Here is a 20,782-nt window from a genome sequence, read left to right on the forward strand (position 1 = left end):
ATGTACACCCGCGTACCGATCAGCGTCGGCAGCAGCATCGCCGAACCGTGTGGGAGCGGGCTTGCCCCGCGATGCGGCCAGCAAAACTTGCCGCGTCATTCATTCGTTACCACCGCCCGCCACACATCGATTCCGCATCTTGCGTATGACCACCACACGTTTGCACATCTGGCGAAATCTTCGGCTGTTGATCACGAGCAGCGCCGACAGCGGAACCAATAGAGAAAAGACGGAAAACAGCTTATGAGGCGTTCTCTCGACAGTTGAAATCACGGCGAGAAGACAAGCCAATAGAAGCCCGACGATCACCCAGACTCCCCATACCCGCCCCCGGATAAGGATGTAGCTGCCAAAGGAAAGCAAAAATGCGGCAGTCACTACCGAGCCGACAGCGTATTCATTTTCATAGGGGTGATTATGGAAAAAACTATACATTACACTCAAAGTGGCAAACGAGAAGGAAGCGGTGGTCAGCAAGATTACGGCTATCAGTCGCGGGAAATAGCGTCGTGTAAAGGTACGAACGCGGAAGAAGGGATTCATTTAACATGCCCTTGGAGTATACGAGCCGAAACCGATGAAGCGAGTAGAACCTTCATCTTCGGACTCTCCACTTTTTACGTTGCTTACGTATCACCACCAGACGTTTGCACATCATCCGGTAACGGCGGCTGTTGATCGTGAGCAGGGCAGACAATGCGGTGATCAACGACACTGCGAAAAACACACGGTTAGTCGATGCCCCGTATGTAGCAAACGTTGCCAGAAGGCTAGTCACGACAAGCGCAACTGTGGTCCAGACAGCGTTGACAAAACCTCTCAGTAACAAGATGTGCGCTAGGAACAATACAAACGAAGCCCCAAGTACCGCCAGCATTACCTGTTCAACGTCATGCAGATAAACACCTAGAACATGCACCGACGCAAAAATCATCGAAAACAGTGCAAGAAAGAATCCGTTTGCAAAGCACGAAAAATATCGCTTCATCCGTTCGACGACTGCAGGAACGAGCATCATTCGTCTACTTCCTCATAAAGCCCCAAGACAATTGTCTGGACGTTAGCGCTGCTACCGATCCCCAATGCCACACCCAATGCATCCTTAATCAAAGTGGTGGTGGAATGCTTGATCTGTGTCGGTGTATATCGCTTAGGTAGATGGCCTAATCGCTGCTGCAACCTGATCTGCTTAGCAGTTAACGAAGGGTGTTTTATCGATAGCAATTCTGCCGTCAAACTCTTTCGCTGTTGACGACTCAGTTCTCTGAACAGATCGAACCAACCTCTACCCGTAGCCATCTTACGAACCTGCAAAATCCGAAAAATGCTCATAGAAGAAGTTGCCAACCCCATTACCGAAATGGTTTCAAGCGACGACTCAATTAAACGCATGGCGACCATATCGTCAAGGAAATCATTCAGCTCAGGCTTGGCAGCTTCAATGGTGGTTCTAATCCCCCCAATAACACATAGTCCAATTCCTGCCAGAGCGGCCGCTGTGCTCACAACCGAAATCGCCACGCCAACTGGCCCTCCGAAAGCAACAGCAATGGAACCGTTGTACAGCACCCGCCAACCGATGTATGTACTCACGCAGGTTGCGGCAGTACCCAATAGCCTCTCGAAAACTTGAGACTCTCGTGGATCGCTGCTGATCTGCTCCAAGTACTGCGCAGGAGCTAAATACCTTTTCACCTCCCGCAGCACCACCCGCTTAGTCAACACACTACAAATCGGCCGAAACTCCCGCAACGTCACCACGTTGTAGTTCGCATCGATATACACCACCCCTGCCCCGACAATCCCGGGGTCGGCGTCAATCGCTGCGAACAACCTCGGCACATTGACCAGGCTTTCAATCCGCTGGCGCGCAAAGTACAGCGACGGGCTCGCGCCAAGCCCGCTCATCCTTGAGTCGTTCATGGGGTCTCCTGAAACGTGAAAGCGCCCGCAGACCCGAAGGTTGCAGGCGCTTGAGCGGCCTAGTTTTAGCAGCTAAAAATCAACGTTTCAGAAGCGTATTTTTGCCGGGTATGTCGTCCTACACATTCAAAACAAGAATAAAAACAATGCCTTGTAGGAGGAAACCATTGAGGCTCTTATAGACGTATTACCCCGCCGTTGTTTCCACCGGGTCAATCACCCGCAACGCTACGTTTGAGCTCAGTTCGACCAGGCAGAGCAGGTGCGAAGTTCCATCACCGCCGAAGAACTTGTCCGCTCGATCGCCGGTCAGTTTTTCCTGGAACTTGAACGGTGTCGTGATAATCCGCTTGATATCCTCCTTGAAGCTCTCGGTATTGGCGTTGATCCATTCGGCTGCCTTGCGTCGCTCGGCAATCGGCGCTTTGGGCGTGCCTGTGCTTCTGAGCAAGACGGCAGGATCGATATCAAGGTCTTCGGTGTTGTAGCGCATGAACACATGGCACAGCTCCTTACCCTGGTGGTCAGCAACTGCCACACGCAAGTTGTACCCGCCCCTCCTCGCCTTGCACGCCTGCTCGGTTGCATCAACGCCAACCTCCCAGTGCACCTGGCCTCTGATTTCGCCTCGTTCCATATCGATCTGGTTTTCGATGAACGAGTACACCGTTCTGTTCACCCTGACCCAGCCGAGCTTCCCGGCACCGGATATGCACAAATAGCGGTGCTGAGGCTTGAGCTCGTGGGGTGCCTTGCCGACGGACCAGCTCAACAGCTCTTCGCCTTTTAACGAATGTTGAAGCTTGGCGTTTTTTTCATCGTAGCGAGAAACGATGGTGCACTTTCTGGGATTGGACTGCGGCCGCTTGGCCAACTCCGAGCGAACCTCGGCATCGATTGCCCGCTCGCCGCGTTGCGCACTTGCGCGCGATTTTTCGGCAGCAATCAAGTCGCGATCCAGTTCTTCGGCCTGCTTGCGCAGCGCATCGTATTTGCCAACCAGCGCCTGCGCAGCATTGTTAACCGACTCCAGAAAGCCCGGCGTCAACAAAGTTGCCTTACGCTCCATCTTCGCCACCAGCGCCTCAACGCCCTTGCTGACCCCGCGAACGCGAACGTTGGTTTCAAAATTCGCACTCGCACCCCGCTCGGTAAAATTCTGGCTGCCCAAGGTCACAAAGCGGTCCTTGGCGACGACCATCTTCGCGTGAAGATTGGGCAGGTAGTAAACCGGGATCTTTTTCTTCAGGAGGGCTTTGATGGCACTGTAACTGGAGGCACCCGACGCAAGCACCTGCACATTGACCAGCGTATAGACCTTGGCACTTTTACCCAGTTGGGCAATCTCCAGCGCTGCCGAACCGGTCAGATAGGGCGAGAAAATCTTCAGATCTACCTTGTCGTTTTGCAGCTGCGTTTTTATCAGCGGCACGATATTGCTAGTGAACTTCAATCGTCGGCATCCTTGTTCGAACCTTTGCCGATAATACTACATTGCCACTACTGGACGATTAGCCCAAAATCCCGCCCCCAGCACGCCCAAGCCGCCCTACAAGGAAACCGCCATGGCCCAGCCCCTGCTCGATGCCTTCATTGCATGGATGAGCGCCAACCTGGACAACGCCACCTTCACTCATCAGTACCAGAACCGCATGAGTGACAAGCCCTGGCACTGCAGCAGCCTGTTCAATGCGTATGAAAAATACCACTGGCCGCACCCGGCAATAGAGCACCTGGACGTCGACAAGGGCAGCAACATCACCAGCAACACCCGCGCGCTGGCGGCGCTCCAGCAGCAACTGCAACGCGCCCTCGCGCCCGCGCCCGAAGACCAGGCCGCCAGCCGCGCAGCCATCGATGTGATGATCTGGGGTGGCGTACAGAACGGTAACGTCAGCTGGCTGACCAACAACTGCGACGGCCTGGCCAACCTACTGATCAGCACCCGCGACGCGATCGACAGCGGTGAATTGAACCACTCGGTACTGGTTGACCCCGAGCTGCGCTTCAATGCCGGCATGACCAAGGTCTACTCGCTGATCTGCAAGCAACTGGTGATCTACGACAGCCGCGTTGCAGCCGCGCTGGGTTGGGCAGTGGTGAAGTTCTGCCAGCAGGCGAACCCCAAACTTACCCAGGTACCGCCTGAGCTGGCCTTCCCCTGGGCTGCGGCCAGGCCGACCAAGGGCATATCCAAGCAGCGCGATCCGTCCCAGGGCAACTTGCGGTTCCCATTATTGCAGCCCGGTACGGTGCATGCGCAGTGGAACATTCAGGCCAGCCAGATACTGGCCGCCGTACTCGCCCACGCCGATGCCAAGGACAGCGGCTTCAACAAGCACGACGATTCGGGTGGCAGCCCGTTGCGGCGTTTGGAAGCGGCATTGTTCATGATTGGCTATGACCTGGGCGGCGGCGCTGCGACCGCTACGGAGACAGAGGCCAGCCAAAGCGCGATGCCCGCGCCAACAGCGGGATGGGTCGAATGCTGGACGCCCAGCCATCGCAAGCCTTTTCACTACCGCGTGACCGGTCAGGGCTTCGAGACCCACGGCAAGAGCATCACCCGCTACCCGCTGCAGGTGGTCAACGATACTCTCAACTACCTGTGGCGGCAGTTCGGGCGCGGGAAATTTCCCCTGGCCAACAGTGCCGACGGTGTTCCGGCCGGCACCAGCGAAGAAGGCATCGGTACCGCTTACTACCAGGCCATCAACCAGCAACAGCGGGTTCCGGAGTCGAGCCGCCTGGCTGCCATCCTTGAAGACCTCGGGGTGATTCAGCTAGTGAGCCGTGGGAAAAAGCACTGGGTGTTGAACCTGCAGTTGCTGGACGCCACCGTTAAAGGCACCCTGGATATCGAGCCGCTGTTGCTGCGCCTGCTCGAAGACCAAGCGCAGGACTGACCTCACGATATGCAACGGTGACCGGCCCCACATGGCCGGTGACCCCGCTGCCCATGCTATTGGCAGCCAGGACAATCGAGCAGCTATTGCTCTCAAGGACGTTGATGAACCAGCAAAGCATTGTGCGGTACTGGCATGCGGTTGAACTGCTGCAACCGCAATCGGTCCCGAAGCTGAAAAAGCGCGACGACGACTATCAGCCTTATTACCACGACATCCCCGCCACGGCCCGGGTACTGCCCTGGATGCCGACCAGTGTATTGAGCACGCAGACGCTGCCGAAAATACGCGTCTGGAGCCACACCCTCTATGCTCACCTGTACGACAACCTCGATGTCGCCAAGCAATTGGAAGCGCTCTACGGTGCCGACCAGGGTTACAAGGAGCCGCAGCGCCGCGAATCGGCACTGTTTGCGCTGAAGTTCAGTGCCGACGGGGTAATGATTGCCGACAGCCTGGTGCTCTCCAGCGAGGCCTGGTTCGTGGGGTGCGCCATCGCCGGTGAAGACTGGACCCGTGGTTTCGACGACGCCCAGGACCGGGCCCGTGAACAGGCCAATATGCTGTTGGGTGGCGTGGTAACGGCCGACAGCCTTGAGCGAATGACTGACTATGTACGCCAAAGTCTCGGCCTCGATGGCTTTTTCGGTGACCTGAACCAACGACGCCACCGGTTTCGCTCGGCCCCCATCGACCCGAAGAAACCCGAGCAGGAGGACGATCCGCTCAACAGTTTCCTGCTGGGCGACCTGGCCGATGTGGCCGAGGCAGTAGCCCGGGGCACGATCAGCCAACCGTTGGCGCACTACCTTCAGCAACATGACGCCGGTAACCGCCTGCACCTGGATACTCCACAAGCCTCCCTGGCGCTGATTGATCGCCTGTCCCCTTCCCGCTACGCCCCCGGCTGCTGGCCCGCGGAACGGCACCTGGGTCTGGTGCACTCGCAACAGGTGGCGGTCAACAGCATCTTGCAGACACTGTCTGACGCCTCCGGTGTACTGGGCGTCAATGGCCCGCCTGGCACCGGCAAAACTACCCTGCTGCGCGACCTGATTGCCGCCGTGGTGACTCAGCGCGCCGATGTACTGGCGTCGTTCAACCGGGCCTCTGATGCCTTCGTCAAGGACGGTCGCGAAACGGCCAATGACAGTGGCCGCGAGCGTGCAGCCTACCGGCTGGTGCCTGAGTTGTTCGGCTTCGAAATGGTGGTGGCCTCCTCCAACAACGGTGCAGTCGAGAATGTCACCTTGGAGCTGCCGCAACGCGACAAGATCGACCCCTCGTGGCTGCCCGAAGCGGAGTACTTCAGTCACCTCGGTGAGCTCACCAGTGGCAAGCCGGCATGGGGCATGATTTCTGCCGCGCTGGGCAGCAAAGCCAAACGCACCCAATTCGTCAAACGCTTCTTTTATGGTGAGCAGCCAGCCAAACCGACAAAGCCCATGGCAGACGCCGCAGCCCAGGTTGACCTTGAGGAGCTCGATGCCCTGGCCCAGGACGAAGACCTTGACAACACTGAGCACGAACAGGCCAACGAAGCGCCTGTGGCCGATGCTGCAGAGCCGGCGCAAGTGCCAAAGGGCTTCCTTGGCTGGTTGATGAGCGCCGCAGTATCGCCCGAGGAACGCCCAAGCACCTGGCAGGCCGCCGTGCAGCAGTACAACGAAGCCAAGCGCAACGAGCAAGCGCTGCGAGCCCGCGCCTGCGCGATCATCGACCTGATCAAGGCAGTGATCAGCGCCAAAACCCGAATCGCCGAGAAGGAACAGCAACGCCTGGACCACTTGGCCAAACGCCAAGGCCTGGAAAGCGAACAAAGTGCCCAGGAAACCAAGACCCTGACGCCTGCACGGAGCACACTCGAAACCCAGCTCCAGGCCCTGCAAGCCCACCTGAAAACCAAGCCCGGCTTCTGGGCCAACCTGTGCAGTTGCTGGGCGTCCCACCGCGCCTGGTCGGCACAGCAGCGCTTGCTCGACGCCAGCCATGCCCTGGCCAAGGATGCGTTTGACACTGCCCAGCGTCAGGTGCAGCGCCTGGTTGCACAGGTGATGGAAGTGAACAAGCAACTGGCAAGCGACGAGCAAGCGCTTGCTGCCCTCTACCAGCACGCCACCTTGCAGATTGACAACGCCCGACGCCTCGCCGAGGAAGGCCAGGCCGCGCACCTGTTGGCCTGGCTGGACACCGGCGAGATCGGCCGCGGTGATGCCATCGAGCTGCTTGAGCCCTGGGTCCTTGAAAACTGGCGCCAAGCCCGCGCCAAGGTGTTCATCGAAGCCCTGAGCCTGCACCGCACCTTCTTCCAGATCGAAGCCAAACGCCTGACCGCCAACCTGTACTTCATCACCAGCGTACTCACCGGCGGGCGCTACCAGGGCGTGTCGCGCGAGCTCGTGCGTTCAGCCTGGGCTTCGTTGTTCATGGCCGTCCCGGTGCTCAGCAGCACCTTCGCATCCTTTGCCCGCTCGTTCGGCAGCCTCGGTTGCGGCGAGATCGGCTGGTTGCTGGTCGACGAAGCCGGCCAGGCCACTCCGCAAGCCGCCGTCGGCGCCTTGTGGCGCGCACGCCGGGCTGTGCTGGTGGGCGATCCGCTGCAGCTCAAACCGATTGTCACCGTCTCCGACGCGGTGCTGGAACACATGCGCTGTCGCTACCAGGTCGATGCCCATTGGCTGCCCAACCGCCAGTCCGCACAAACCTTGGCAGACCAAGCCACCCACTGGGGCAAAATGGCCGGCCCGCGTGGCCAGAAGTGCTGGGTGGGTTTGCCGCTGGTGGTGCATCGTCGCTGCGACCGGCCGATGTTCACCCTGGCCAACCGCATCGCCTACGACAACGCCATGGTCTACGGCACCCTCGCCCCCTCGGCAGAAAAAGAGACCCGCGCCAGCCTGTTGACCGGCTGGATTCAGGCCAGCGGCCCCTCCTCCGGCAACTGGGTACGCAACGAAGGCATCGCCCTCAAACAGCTGTTGGCCAGCCTCAAGGCCAATGGTGTACCTGAAGACAGCATCGCCGTGATCACCCCCTTCCAGGATGTGCGCCAACGGCTGAGCAGCTTTTTGCCACGCAAAATCGTCTTCGGCACCATCCACACCATGCAAGGCAAGGAAGCCGCGGTGATCATCCTGGTGCTGGGCGGCAACACCGAAAGCCCTGGCGCCCGCGACTGGGCCGTGTCCGAGCCGAACCTGTTGAATGTCGCCGCTACCCGCGCCAAGCGGCGCCTATATGTGATTGGTGATCGCAACGACTGGCAAGGCCGCTCGTTGTTCTGCGAGGTGATGCAGCTGTTGCCGACGCAGCAGCAGGTGGTGCTGAGTCCGGCGGGCAATACGACTGTTTGATGAGTGCGGGGGCCAGCGTGGTGGAGTGCCACGCTGGAGCGCTTCAGCGTTGAGCCACTGACTACTGCTCAGCGCCCATTCCGTGCGCCACATCCTCCACCAACGCCTTGGCCATGCCGCTGAGGTAATGCGCCGCCCAGACCAACGCCGCGTCATGCTCGATCCCGGCTTGCAAGGTCAGCCGATGCACGCAGCCCATCAGCACGGCCGATTGCTCCAGAGCGAACGCCGCACTGTGGCCGGGCTCGACGCGGAACAGCCTTTGTGTGGAATGCCCACTTTCGCCTTCACCGAAGGCAGCGATGCCAGCGGTCTTAACGGTGCTGGCTGCATTCAAATCCTCATCCATTGATAGGTCTCCCTGCTGAAATCGCGAGCCCGCGTTGCTAAGCGATTTCGTCAGCAACGCGGGCGTCTGCTTATTGGCAACTCAGTGGCGTGACTGCACTTTGCTCAAGGCCATTTCGACCAGAACACGGGCGTGCTCGATTTCATGCATGGTCGCCAAGGTGAGGACCTGCCCAGGAGCTTTGGGATGGAGTAGGACGGTTTGTTGGCCGATGGTCAGGGCGCGGACCAGGTATTCGGAGGTTTGGACCAGTAGGTCTTCGAGGGATTGGTTGGGGTTGAGGGGTGGGTCGGGGACGATTTTTAACATAGCGAACTCCTTTGCTTTAGGGAGCCGCCACACGCCTGCTGTCAAACAAAAGGTGGCAGCTATACGCGGGTTGACAGACCGGCAAAGCAAAGGAAAACCCGGCGCACACGAAGGTGCCCCACGTACAGCCGCCATAACGCGTGCACATGCGGATTCACTTTGAATTCGGCCTGTCAAAACCGGTCGTTGAGTTGGCAACGACTGGGGGAGACTAGAGCGCTGAAGGAACCACTGCAATGGCTTAAAGGCGGTGGGAGTATGATTGGGAAATGGACTACAGGGAATCAGGAAATTCTGAAGATTTTGATGGGGCGGATGTTCATCAGCAAGGTCATCGAAAAGAACGGCAAAAGCCTGCCAGAGTGCGCAGGCTGTTCGCCATTCACTAGCGTTTTGCCATAAAATGGCCGGTTGCCGAAAGAACCGTCATGGCCATAGCCATGAAGGGCTTTCATTCTTTCCAAATAACTGTGGTGAAGATGAACAAGCCTTTCATTTCGCTGTGCCCGGAAATTACTCGGGCACACGCACTGACGCTCATGGATTGGTTGGAAGATGAGCGCGTTACCTGCTACTTGAGCGATTCGCGTCATGTCTCCCGCTCCATCGAGCAAGTTATCGATCGAACTCAATTGCCGATCCTGACCCATCTATTCAACCGGGGCGGCCGATTCTTCATGGCCTACGACCGGCATGATGCCCCGGTGGGCTTTGTCCGTCTCATCAAGACCGGCCCGAATTGCGAGATCGTCCTGGTCATCGGAGACAGCGACAAATGGGGCCGAAACCTTGGCGCGCGCACGATCCGTGAAGGCATGAAACTGGCCTTTCTCGACATGCGCGCCGAGAAGCTCATCGCCAAGATCCACCCCGACAACACCCGCTCGCTGAAAGCCTTTGTGCGCAGCGGTTTTCTGCTTGAAAGCGAAACGCCGACATTGAAGTCATTTTCCATGACGGCGGCGCGCTATCTGCAGTTCTTGCGCGAAGGTGCCGTTGCCGACTCCACTGAGATCTACATCACCGAAATCGACAAGGCCAGGCTCGAGAGCCTGATCGCGCTCGAGCAAGGCCCGGCCGTTGTTGAACTCGAACATGAGCTTGAGCGAGCCATCGTCGTCACGCCGCAGCAGGTGGCGCGCAATGTCGTCACGATGAACTCCAGGGCCTTGCTGCAGCTGGACGACGAAGAGATCGAAGTGGCCCTGGTCTACCCTGAAGACGCAGACAGCAGCGCCGGGAAGTATTCCGTGTGTTCCGACATCGGCGCCGCCATCCTGGGCTATCAGGAGGGGGACGCCATCGACTGGCGAGTTTCTGACCGGACCCGCCGGATCGGGATCAGGAAAGTGCTTTACCAGCCCGAGGCTGCGGGCGACTTCCACCTGTAATTGCGCCTTTAGCTAAGTGCTCCATCAGGCACGAAGATCCCCAACGATTTCCGTGCCTGATGCAGACATGGTGGACAAGGTCAGGACTTGGCCAGAGGACCTCCTTCCTGCGCTCAATTTGGTAACAGCAAGTAGGACCAATCCTTCATTTTCGTAGGATCTCGCGGTATGGTTGCTGGCGATATGCCAGACCTGTAAGGACGCGAGATGCAATTTTTCTGGGTGAACCTAGGTACGACTCACAAGGAAGCCAGGTCCGGCAATTTTCTCTGGGCCCCGCTGAGTTCGCGTACACAAGCCGGCAAGGTGCAAACCCGTCGCCACTGGGACAACGTCGGTAAAGTCAAAGCCGGAGACTTGATCTTCTGTTACCACGACAACTACCTACGCACGATTGCCAAAGCCGAGCGCGATGCCTACCAAGCCGAACGCCCTCCAACTCGCTCGTTCAACGAGTGGAGCAACCAAGGGTATCGAGTCGATATCACCCTCACCGACCTCAAGCACCTCTTACGCAGCGACGACATTGCACCCACCTACCAGGCGCAATTCGATGTCCGTACGCGATACTACTACTTGCTGACTGTCCGGCTGCTCGCTCGTCGTTTAGATCAGAGGCGATCTCACCATTAACTCTATTGACGAGGCATCCCTCGATTAATTTTTTAAATAGTTAAATATACAGCTCGCTGGTAACGTCCAGATAATGAAACTTTCAGGGCTCTCGAGCTGGGTGCTCTGGGACAGAATCCGATCGTTTGCTGAACTAAAGGGACTGCTATGAAGCTAGAATCATGGGATCCGCTCACCAGCGGTCAAGATGTAGATGCAGAGATCCTGTTCGCTGCGAAGAAGCGTGAAATCAAGAACATTTTAAAGTCCTACGTTGGTATGTATGACTCTTTTTCTGAGCTGATTCAAAATGCGATGGATGCCGTGGATCGCCGCGCAACTGAGCTTGAGGAGCCAAACTACGCCCCCAAGCTTTGGCTTACTATAAATCTTGAGGAAAATTCTTTCTCCATAACTGACAATGGCATTGGATTCAACGAAAAAGAATTTAAATCATTCCTCGCCCCCAATATCTCCTTTAAAAATGGTGGCCAAACGAGGGGCAATAAAGGAGTTGGAGCCACCTACATAGGCTACGGCTTCGACTACCTACAATTTGGCACAAAAGTTTCCGGCCATACGTTCCATGGGGAGCTTTTGAAGGGTCGGGACTGGGTGGAGGACTTTCACGGCACTGTTACGCGCCCAATGGTTACATCCTCGGATATTACCGACCCAGCGTTCGCAGCAATAACAAGAGGATCGACATTCAAAATAAAATTTGGCGGATCCAGCACTCGACCAAAAGATCTATCCTGGTACTCAGCCACTACTGCCGAACAATGGCTGTATCTACTGCTTATCAAAACCCCACTCGGAGCAATAACATTTACATCAGAAATCTCAAAGATTAAATTCCAGCTCAAAGTCACAAGCAAGCAAGGCGAAGTTTCAGTATTATCCGAACAAAGCTGCAGCTATATATATCCGCACCTAAAATTAAGCGCAAGCGTCAACCTAAAGGATGTGCTGAAAGCTCAGAAAAATCTTCAATCCCAGGGAAGGGATTCATCCAACCTTCCGATGAAATACCTGAAGGCAAACGGAATATATGAATTTTTTAGCCCTGATGATTTACTTTCTTTGTTATCACCCACCGACAAGTTTAACGCCCTAATCAACCAGTATAAGATTTCAGCATACGGCTACTTTGCTTACTCTACGTCTATTTGGGATCAATTCAATGACGAGCTTGCAAAGCTAAGAAAACAGTACAGAGTCTTGAAAGGTGGTCTACAGCTCGCTAATAATCAGATGATACAGGGTGAATTGATCACAATTCCGCTGACCTCTAACATTGGCCACCAGAACCAGTGCCATGTCATTGTTCACTTTGTAGATGCAGATCCAGATTTAGGACGGAAAGGTTTTCAACCTGAACTGAAAGAGGCTGCAGAACATATTTCAGTGGAGATAGTGAAGCGCTTCCAAAAATGGCGACGCCTTCTAAGAATAGATACAGGCGCCAAGAACGACATAACTAGGGAGGGGTCTCTCCATGACTGGGTACGAGCACAAGAAGCCCATGAAATAGAACGACCATTAAGCCTCACCAATAAAAACTTCTTTGCACCCACCAATGAAATCTCAATAACATCCGAACCTGTGTCAGAGCAAGATGTGATTGTACTGTTCAATCAGTTAATTGCCGGCGGAGTTATTCGAGGCATAAAATTATTGGCCACCAGTCAAACCCAGCAGTATGATGGAGTTTTCAAGTTCATCATTAGAGACCCTCTCTCCAATCATGAATATGACAAAGAAAGTAATCCTTTGGGAGTTCAACACCTTCAGTACAACAAGGAGCACACGAGCCCTCCAAAAATTCTTGAGTACAAATTCAATATCGATGCGCTAATTCGCGAATTTGAGTCCGAATACAAAAGCGAAAAAGAAATTCATCTTGCCATCGCATGGGAGTTAGGCTCAGAGTGCCAGCGCAACTATGATGTTGTTTCGCTACTGGACCTGGACAACTTGCATCTGCGCGACTATCATGGAATCACTCACATTTTAAATTCTGCAACAACCAAATTCTATGTCATCGTTCTCAAAGAGCTAATCGATTATCTAAACTCGGTAGACGGAGTTCAGGACTATCACCGCAAGACCTATAGCAGCGAGCTGTTCGACTAATCTGCCACCTTGAATAGCTTGGGATCGCTGCCAGAATATTAGCTCCGCTGAGCTGTCAGCATTCCAAGCTGAAACGAGGGTTTGATTCCCTTCATTCCCACCACGTGCTTTGATTGCGGCAAGGACGACAGTTGCCCGCCGCCCTGGTGCTCAGATCCGTACGTGCGGAACTACCGTACACGGCACCTAGTTGAGGATGTGACGCGAAACGATCCTGTGGGTAAGTAAGTGCACTTCTCCAGAATTGCCAACGACATCGCACGCATAGGCTTGTTGGCGGTCAGTCGCAGCACCGCCTTGGGGCGTGCCCTTGATACCTGCGACCCTACGGCCAGCCTCCATAACACCGGCTTAAAGCCATTTGCTGCTGTTTCTAGAACACCGCTCTGCAAACCGGTGTTCTAGAAACAGCAGCATCCATTCATTGTCGATCTCATCAAAGAACGACGTAATATCTACATCATGTAGCTGACGGCGGCACGCCGTAAGTAGTTAGTAAGCCGCAGTTTATGGCGCGCTTGCCTAGATGAGGTGTAATTGAACCAGCTTCACAGCACCAACCCGTTGGAGCGGCCCAACTGCGAACCGTCCGACGATGAGATTGCCTACCCGCGACTAAGAGAAAGCTAGGGAAGGTCTTCAACTAACCCTGCGCACAAGCGACGTCAAACTGCCGTGGCGTACGGCAGCGCAAATTGTGCGGTGACGCGTTAGGCGGTTAGAAGAACCTCCTGAACTTGCGATACGTCGAGCGACGGCAGGCTGCCGACATTGACGCTGTACTTAATGCCTGTCACACCGAGTGGCGGGACGTAGTCATCTGGGAGCCTGGGAAAGTTGCCGGCAACTTCGAAGACATGGACATCGCGGAATGTGAACCGCAGGAGAGCGCCTGTCTGCCGTAAGCCCTCGTGCCAGCCGAGTTGTGCTAGGCGTGAATCGAAAACATCTAGCGCACGCCCATCGGATACTAGCTTCTCCCTAACTTCATCGACGCGGTCTGCCAGCGTTTCTTCGCCGCCAAGACTGCGTTCCACCATGACGCTGACAAACAGAAGGCGCTTGCTGGCGGGTGCCCTCAGTTGATCGAAACGGGAGATTTCGTGCTTCGGCTCCAATCGCGTGGTGGTCTTCACTTCAACGTGGACGCCCTGGCCGACGAAATCATGACGTTCGCTTTCAGGGCCGCTCCAAAGGTGGCTGACGCGCGGGCCGATGGTCGGGAGTAGCACGTTGGACAGCACCCAGAGTTCGCCGAAAAGACCGACCTGCTCTGCCATGCTCAGGTCAGGTGCGACCGGGCGCAATGCCGCACGCATGTCGTCGATGATGCGTTCAACCGAAATGGCAGGGTCGCGGCCTTCAATGTGGATAGCGTGGAGGACCTTGTTGGCTACCAGCGTAAGCAGTTCTTCGTGATGGCTACGTGCAGAAACGTCCAGCCAAATCTGTCCACCTTCCAGGATGCGGACCTGAAGACTCTGCAGGTCCGGCGGCAGGTTTTGCGGGGCGACATCGATGGCCAGCAGCAGGTGCAGGCGTCCGTCGTCTGACACTCCGATCAGCGCTGCTTCCAGGTCTTCGGCCACCTGTTCGTAGATATACTCGTGCTCAAGTCGCTGCTCGCGCAGACTTGTCCAGCGGTCCTGCGTGATCTCAACCATTGCGTACCCCACGGTTCACGACAAGCCGTTGTTCGCCGTCCGCAGTGCGGGGCAGCGAAAGCGCGAGGCCCAGCACTGCCTGTGTTGGCGCGCGGAGCGGTTCGGGATCCAAGGGGTAGAGCAGGAGCAGGCCCTGATGCGCAGGTCGGTCCTCGCGCATTGCCCGTGCATTGAAGCCTGAGCCAGCGCGGTAGTTCTCCGGTCCGCCATACAGATCGACACCTTCATGGCGTGGATCGATCAAGATGCCGATCGACTCGTTGGCCTGCAAAGAGCGTCGAACAAGGCCGAAAGGCCTTCCACCCAATAGTACCTGTCGTTCCCGCTGCGGGTTGGCTACGAACACGGTCCAGTTCGTCAGCTCTCCCGCCTCAGCTCGCTCCAGGATCCAGTCGGCAATCTCTGCGCCCTGAAATGCAATGCTGTTCGGGTGCCCTTCATAACGCCTCAGGAACAGTGCGATGTCCTCGGCCGGCACATCGTGCGCTATGGCGCCCCCGTGTGCATCCTGTGTTGGGGGGTGCTGTCGTAGCATGACGGACGCCAAGTCCAAGTTCCGTTCCAGCAGTTCCCGGTCCTGCATGGGAAACAGGATCGTCTGCGGATTTTCACCAGACCATGACCGTGCATCATCCATCTGCATTCTGCTCTTGTTCTTGCTGGTGAGCAGGAGCTTTGAATGGGCGCGCATCCGGACGGCCATCTGGTCAGGCCTGCGGCCGGCCTTGTTCAGCGCCGTGATGGAGTCACGCAAGGACTCTTCGACCAGCGCCAGCTCCACAAACCACTGAGCGATGCCTTCGGTTGTCCAGATGCGGATCAGGTCTTCATAGCCTGTCCTGAAACCGTACCAGCGGGCCATCTGCAGCAGCGCGTCTGCCAGCGTTGTAGTACGCAGGAAGTATGCGATCGTCAGTCCCTCAAGCGTCAATCCGCGCGACAGCCGATTGCCACCTACAGCAACGAGCTGCCGTCCAGGCTTGGCGTCGTATTCCAGTTCGTCGCCCGTTGTGCTATTGAGCACAACGACGACTAGGCGGGCCAGGTTCGTCACAGCCTCTTCCAGTAGAACCTCTTCGCTGCAAGGCAGATTTACCGGTCCCAGCCCTGCGAGCGTTGACCGGAACATCTGTTTGAGCACCCCGGGTTCGGCGTTCTCATGATGGAACCAGTTGCGGATCTGTTCCTTGATCGCCCTTCCAATGCGCAACTGATCCTGCTGGAGATGGGATACGTGCACTAGCATCGTGTTCGGCTTACCCATCTGGCCGCGCTGCAGTCTGATGGCACCGGCGAGTGCAAAGGTCAGAAGGGCATCGGCGAGCGACTGGGGAAGATCCAGCGGTCCACGGGCAACAATCGCCTCGCCCCTTTTGCGCTGCTTAGGCTTCAGAGCCTTCACATCTGCGCCGTCTACAGGGCGTAGTACATCGCGGCCCTGCGAGCTGACACCGAAAAGCTCTTCCGTTCCGGTGTAGCCGTCCGGACGCGGAAGCTGCACGACGAAGTCCTTGGGGAACAGGTCTTCTCCGACCTGGCTGTCACTGGCGTCTGGGTCAATGAGGATGTTGGCGAATGGCGTAGCCGTGTAGGCGATGTATGTGGCCCGCGGAATCTTTCGGAGAATGTCGCGAATCAGGGCGTTGGTCAGTGACGGGGCCGTGTCGTCATCCGGTTCGGTGTCGGTGTCAGTGTCGATACTCGGGTCGCGCCGATTTCCGCGTGTATTAATGGAGGCCTGATCGGCTTCGTCATCGATGAGAAGAACCGGTACATCAGCGAGCCGGCCTTCGAGTTTACCGAACCACTGATTGAGCCGTTTCAGGATCGGCGTGATCTTCTTCGCGACGATCAGAACGGTACCGGTCGATGCGAACCCGTCGGCCACCTCCGGCTCACGAAAATCTGAATCCTCATCGGTCAGCTTGATCCAGTCGACGCCGGTCCCGGCCAGCTCTAGATCCAGGCGCTTCTGCGTCTGGTTCCGCAGTGAATCGTGAATGCCTGAAAGAACGATGATCAGGCGGTAGCCGACATCGGCTGCGCGCGCTGCCACAGCCGTAAAGTTGGCGGTCTTGCCGGACTGAACGTAGCCGACGACCAGACCGCGGCACTGGAATTCCGGGCGACCTACCGGTGTGGTCTTCGAGATGATCCGCAGTGACTCTTCCGCGACCGACGCAATCTGGTGCGGCTTCCATTTGGGCTGGGCCCGCAGATAGGCTTCATGCCGGGACCAGTTGGTCCAGGCGGTTGCATCAGTCCACAGGGTCAGCCTGGGCTTCAGTGTAATGGGAAGCGGAAGCTGGACCTGCATCAGGCGTTGTCCGTTAGCTGGTCCGGGACACCGGCTGTCTCAAGCGCGCGAAGGAATTCAGATAGAGCCGTCTTGGCCTCAGCATCCTTGTCGATGAGCTGCACGAGCGTCACCAGCGTCGGCATCAGCGGGGTGACCTCGACTTCCTCCCCCTTGAACCCGGTCTTGCGTTGCCATGGCTTGTCGCCGCTGCTGACAAGGCGGATTGAAGTTCTGTCCTTCTTTGCAGTCGGGGCCGGAGCAGGTGCGGCCACGGGAGTGCCTCCCGCTGCTGTTGTTGTTGGAGGCAAGAAGCCGCCTGGCGCTGGTGTGCCGGCCGGCGACACAGTCTTGCCGCCTCCTTTCTGAGTCGGCGCAGCTTTTTCCTTCTTGTTGTACCGGGAGCGGGCTGCTGCACGAGGGGCCTTCAGCAGGTCTCCGAGGGGCTTGGTGATCGCAAAGGGCAGGCGAATGAGCTGCTTGCTGATATCTACCTGCAGTTGCTCATCTGCCAGCCTGTCGAAGTCGACTGCGACACGAATCAGCTTGGTGTGCTCATCCTTGGCGAAGAGATCTTCCCAGCCGCCCCATTTGATGAGGCGGTCAAGTCGATAGAAGTACAGGCCCTGAGCATCGTTTGCGCGACCATTCAGGGAGTGACGGTCTCGTTCCACGCGCTGTACCAGCGGAGACAGATCCTTGATGTATTCGTCAAACTCTGCCTCGTTTGGCGTGACGTACGCACGAACATAGAGGACAGGCGTCTTGTCCGGAGACGCGCCGGGAAGCTCGATGCGATGCTGGTCGTACTCTTTCGTCAGCGGGTGCCCCATAGGGTTGTTGCCACGCAGAACGTCATCGTTCAGCCGGATGACCACCTTATCGCGCCCGCGCGCCTTGCCTTCAAGATACCGGTGGAAGACCAGTTCGAGATGCGACTTGATGGCAGCGAGCTCCTGCGCGTAGGGAGAATCTGCTCTGCCTCTCGCAGGCTCCATCGAGGGGCGCATCTGCGTAAGCAGCACGGCCGTGCCCGAGTCGCCGATGCCCACTGCCGAGGCGTGCTCGGGAGCTACCGGATCGCTCAGAAGCTCCCAGCGGCGTGTCTTGGCAAGATGGTCCTTGTCCCAGGTGAGTGTCGTGCTCTCGCTTCCGGTAGCTTTCGATACGACCGTCAGTCGATCGGCCTGGGACCAGGCCGCCCCCTTCAGCCCATAGCCGAACTTGCCCAGATCGCCGTCGTCATATTCACGCTGGTGCCCGATCTTCATGGCGTCGCGCAGACCCGATGGAGTCATGCCCGTGCCGTCGTCGCGAATGCACATCCACCGACCGCCCGTATTGGGATTCGGGAAGGTGATGTCGATTTCCCGAGCGCCATGCGACAGGCTGTTGTCCACCAGATCGGCCACGGCGCTGGGCAGGCTGTGCCCGGCACGTGCCAGGATCTTGAAGAGACCGAGTGGGTCCGGTGCGGAGTCATCATCGTTGCGGATGTTGTCGTTTTCTTTTTGTGACGTCACGGACACTGCTTCTGCCTCCTTGAATAGCTGCGGGAAGTAATCCGAGAGCACTGCCTGGCAGTGCTGGCCTTCCTCACCGTACAACGCAATCATTGCGGATTTTCCGAGCTGGGCACTCTCTCCATGGCCCAGGATCGAAGAGCGGGCTGGGTGGTCTGCAGGGATGACAACCCAGGATGCATTGGCCGGGGTGCTCGAGGCGTCAACTACCATTGCGAACAGGACGCCTGGATCGACGAAACTGTAGAAGGAGCTTTTCGGGCAATCACCTTCGAATCTCCAATTCTTATGCTGTCGCTTGAGCCATGAAGCGATCTCAACCACGGTACCTTCGTCTTCGAGACGCCGGCAAGTGATTGCGATGGTGTCCGGGTTCTCTGCGGAAGGAAAAACCTTGCCTACGACGTCCCTGTCGAAGTTGATGGAACGCTGTTTGGCGCGTTCCTTCCCCTGGCGGCGGTACTCATGAAACATGCCGAGTTCGGAATGAGTAAGCAGTCGGAGAATGGTGAACTTCACTTCCTGCCCTCTGTCGTTTTGATTTGTGATTGCTCCAAATCGAACAATGCCACACGCATGTCCTGTGTCTCCGGTGCCCCCAGGCACTCCCGCATTCCACGAGCGATGGCATAGGCAAATAGTGGTGGCACGGCGTTACCAATCTGCTTGAATGCCGGGTTCATCGATCCTTTGAAAACGAAGCCGTCAGGGAATGACTGGAGCCGCGCAGCCTCACGGACGGTGATGGTGCGTGCCTGTTTCGAATCGAAGTGGATGTGGGAATAAGAGTCCTTGCCGAGGTGCGCCATCAGCGTACGTACCGGCGCATCGGCGCGGAGCTTCCACCACTTGTTCGGAAACTTTCCCGGGTCATACGGGATGCGCCAGGACATGATGTATGCGCTGACGTCTGCGTTTCTCGGGTCTGTGGGCAAACCGAGTCTCCTGCGGTCGGCAAGCCAGTTCGCAATTTTCTGCTCTACATAGGCATGCACCTGCGGATACTCCCAGCCAGGCTGAATCTCAGCGAAGATCTTGTAGTCGCGCGGCAGATACCGGAAAACATGGCCAGTCGTAGACCTAGTCGCAAATCCTAGCCACTCCCGCATCAGCCGCGAATAGGCAGTCGACGGCTTTTCTGCTGTGTACTCGACAGGTTCTGACGGGTCTTTCGCCCCGCGACGAATGGCACCCGAGCGAAGCATTTCTTCAGCGTACAGGTGCGGCAGATCTGCCAGCGCATCAAAGGCCGATGTGGCCGCGGGAGAGTCGGGAGCTGGATCGGGAATCCAGCGGTGGTGCGCCGAGCCTTCGGCTTTGATAACCCGCCTCGCAGCACTTTTGGAACTGGTGTAGCCGGATGGCAGAATCAAATGGTGCGTTGGCACCGGAAATCTTGGCTTGATGCCGGTCGAACGATGGAAGCCGACCAGAATCATGCGCTCCCGCATCTGCGGAACGCCATACCAGACGGAATTCAGCAATGTGTAGGCTACGTCGTAGCCCTCTTCGGCAAGGCTTTTGGAAACGAGCTCGGCAACATTGGTGCCGCCATGGTTGAGGATGTCTGGCACGTTCTCCATCAGAAGCGCGACAGGCTTCGTCGCCCGGATGAATGCGACGTACCGCTCCCACAAGCTGACCCGTCCATCCACCAGGAAGGCTTGATCTGCGGTCACCTCTTCGCGAAGGCGCGCTTGCTCGCGGAGCTTCGCCCGACCTACGCGGGCGAACGCCTGACAGGGTGGCCCGCCGACGAGGACATCGATCTGACGGTCCGTGGCGCCCTGCAGCCCGAGATCGCCGAAGACGGAGTCAGCAGTCTCGATTACCGCGTCGCGCGGGGCGTGGTGCGCTTCCTTGTCACCCCCAACTGAGCGCGAGCCGAAGTTGGCTCCGTGGGATTTCGCAGCCCACGGGTCCATTTCGATCGATGCGACCGGTGTGAAACCGGCGGTCAGGAAGCCAAGAGATATGCCTCCACAACCTGCGAACATGTCCATGTAGCGGATTTCGCCGCCTTCTTGAATACGCTGCAGCTTGCTGCGGATAAGCTCGTCGTCTGGGATAGAGGCGCGGGAATTCTTGCCAGTCGAGGGGGACAAGCCCTCAGCCAAGGTAAGGGGCTCTTCATCGGTACTGCTGGGCTGCGAATTGAGCAGCTCGGTTTGGATGGACATCCAGTATCTCTCATAGGGAACATGCGCCAAGACCAGTTGCACGGAGCGCAGAAGGACGGCGGCTCAGGCCTGTTCAGGCCACGCGGCGCAGCCCGGTTTGACGAATCGTCAACCGGGCGCCAAATGTTACATCGTGTCAG

General features: G+C 57.2%; 15 protein-coding genes. 5 read left to right on the forward strand and 10 right to left on the reverse strand.

Features of this window, described 5'->3' with window-relative positions:
• Nucleotides 1–99: 99 nt before the first annotated feature.
• The 4 genes from PspR32_RS16390 to PspR32_RS16405 form a co-directional block, all read right to left on the reverse strand.
• Complete coding sequence (locus PspR32_RS16390) at nucleotides 100–543, reverse strand: hypothetical protein (RefSeq protein ID WP_145997609.1); 444 nt, start codon at nucleotides 541–543, stop codon at nucleotides 100–102.
• 52 nt (nucleotides 544–595) lie between these two features.
• Nucleotides 596–1,018, reverse strand: coding sequence for a hypothetical protein (locus PspR32_RS16395; protein WP_159388888.1), 423 nt, complete (start codon nucleotides 1,016–1,018; stop codon nucleotides 596–598).
• Nucleotides 1,015–1,923 carry an NAD synthetase gene (locus PspR32_RS16400; protein WP_159388889.1) on the reverse strand — a complete coding sequence of 303 codons (909 nt, stop codon included), beginning with the start codon at nucleotides 1,921–1,923 and terminating at the stop codon, nucleotides 1,015–1,017. The genes PspR32_RS16395 and PspR32_RS16400 overlap by 4 nt, the downstream gene beginning before the upstream one ends.
• Before the next feature lie 187 nt (nucleotides 1,924–2,110).
• On the reverse strand, nucleotides 2,111–3,376 hold the full coding sequence (locus PspR32_RS16405) for a phospholipase D-like domain-containing protein (protein ID WP_159388890.1): 1,266 nt from the start codon (nucleotides 3,374–3,376) through the stop codon (nucleotides 2,111–2,113).
• 112 nt (nucleotides 3,377–3,488) lie between these two features.
• Here PspR32_RS16405 and PspR32_RS26260 point away from each other — a divergent pair, with 112 nt between their 5' ends.
• Both PspR32_RS26260 and PspR32_RS16415 read left to right on the forward strand, forming a co-directional pair.
• Nucleotides 3,489–4,829, forward strand: a complete 1,341-nt coding sequence (locus tag PspR32_RS26260) for a hypothetical protein (protein ID WP_178114660.1) — start codon at nucleotides 3,489–3,491, stop codon at nucleotides 4,827–4,829.
• Nucleotides 4,830–4,933: 104 nt separating this feature from the next.
• The gene (locus PspR32_RS16415) at nucleotides 4,934–8,182 is read left to right on the forward strand and encodes a DEAD/DEAH box helicase (protein WP_159388891.1); all 3,249 of its coding nucleotides are present in this window, start codon (nucleotides 4,934–4,936) and stop codon (nucleotides 8,180–8,182) included.
• 61 nt (nucleotides 8,183–8,243) lie between these two features.
• On the opposite strand, the gene PspR32_RS16420 is transcribed toward PspR32_RS16415, so the two are convergent.
• Both PspR32_RS16420 and PspR32_RS16425 read right to left on the reverse strand, forming a co-directional pair.
• Complete coding sequence (locus PspR32_RS16420; RefSeq protein WP_159388892.1) at nucleotides 8,244–8,531, reverse strand: DUF3077 domain-containing protein; 288 nt, start codon at nucleotides 8,529–8,531, stop codon at nucleotides 8,244–8,246.
• A gap of 81 nt (nucleotides 8,532–8,612) precedes the next feature.
• Nucleotides 8,613–8,840, reverse strand: a complete 228-nt coding sequence (locus PspR32_RS16425; protein ID WP_159388893.1) for a hypothetical protein — start codon at nucleotides 8,838–8,840, stop codon at nucleotides 8,613–8,615.
• A gap of 428 nt (nucleotides 8,841–9,268) precedes the next feature.
• On the opposite strand from PspR32_RS16425, the gene PspR32_RS16430 reads away from it, so the two are divergent.
• The 3 genes from PspR32_RS16430 to PspR32_RS16440 all read left to right on the forward strand — a co-directional run bounded on the left by PspR32_RS16430 (nucleotide 9,269) and on the right by PspR32_RS16440 (nucleotide 12,979).
• Complete coding sequence (locus PspR32_RS16430) at nucleotides 9,269–10,231, forward strand: bifunctional GNAT family N-acetyltransferase/nucleoside diphosphate kinase regulator (protein ID WP_159388894.1); 963 nt, start codon at nucleotides 9,269–9,271, stop codon at nucleotides 10,229–10,231.
• A 207-nt stretch (nucleotides 10,232–10,438) separates the two neighbouring features.
• On the forward strand, nucleotides 10,439–10,864 hold the full coding sequence (locus PspR32_RS16435; RefSeq protein WP_159388895.1) for a hypothetical protein: 426 nt from the start codon (nucleotides 10,439–10,441) through the stop codon (nucleotides 10,862–10,864).
• Between the two features lie 147 nt (nucleotides 10,865–11,011).
• Nucleotides 11,012–12,979 (forward strand): ATP-binding protein, encoded by a 1,968-nt coding sequence (locus PspR32_RS16440; RefSeq protein ID WP_159388896.1) that lies wholly within the window; start codon nucleotides 11,012–11,014, stop codon nucleotides 12,977–12,979.
• 710 nt (nucleotides 12,980–13,689) lie between these two features.
• Here the strand turns inward: PspR32_RS16440 and PspR32_RS16445 are convergent.
• From PspR32_RS16445 to PspR32_RS16460, 4 genes are read right to left on the reverse strand one after another with little or no spacing between them, the layout of a single operon-like run.
• Entirely contained in the window at nucleotides 13,690–14,643 is a 954-nt protein-coding gene (locus PspR32_RS16445; protein ID WP_159388897.1) for a PD-(D/E)XK motif protein, read from the reverse strand.
• Nucleotides 14,636–16,960: a Z1 domain-containing protein gene (locus PspR32_RS16450; protein WP_159388898.1), complete on the reverse strand. Its 2,325-nt coding sequence runs from the start codon at nucleotides 16,958–16,960 to the stop codon at nucleotides 14,636–14,638. The genes PspR32_RS16445 and PspR32_RS16450 overlap by 8 nt, the downstream gene beginning before the upstream one ends.
• On the reverse strand, nucleotides 16,960–18,981 hold the full coding sequence (locus PspR32_RS16455; RefSeq protein ID WP_232531744.1) for an ATP-binding protein: 2,022 nt from the start codon (nucleotides 18,979–18,981) through the stop codon (nucleotides 16,960–16,962). The genes PspR32_RS16450 and PspR32_RS16455 overlap by 1 nt, the downstream gene beginning before the upstream one ends.
• Nucleotides 18,978–20,642: a DNA cytosine methyltransferase gene (locus PspR32_RS16460; RefSeq protein ID WP_159388899.1), complete on the reverse strand. Its 1,665-nt coding sequence runs from the start codon at nucleotides 20,640–20,642 to the stop codon at nucleotides 18,978–18,980. Before PspR32_RS16460 ends, PspR32_RS16455 begins: the two co-directional genes overlap by 4 nt.
• Between the last annotated feature and the right edge of the window lie 140 nt (nucleotides 20,643–20,782).

The organism is Pseudomonas sp. R32 (assembly GCF_009866705.1).
GTDB classification, from domain to species: Bacteria; Pseudomonadota; Gammaproteobacteria; order Pseudomonadales; family Pseudomonadaceae; genus Aquipseudomonas; species Aquipseudomonas donghuensis.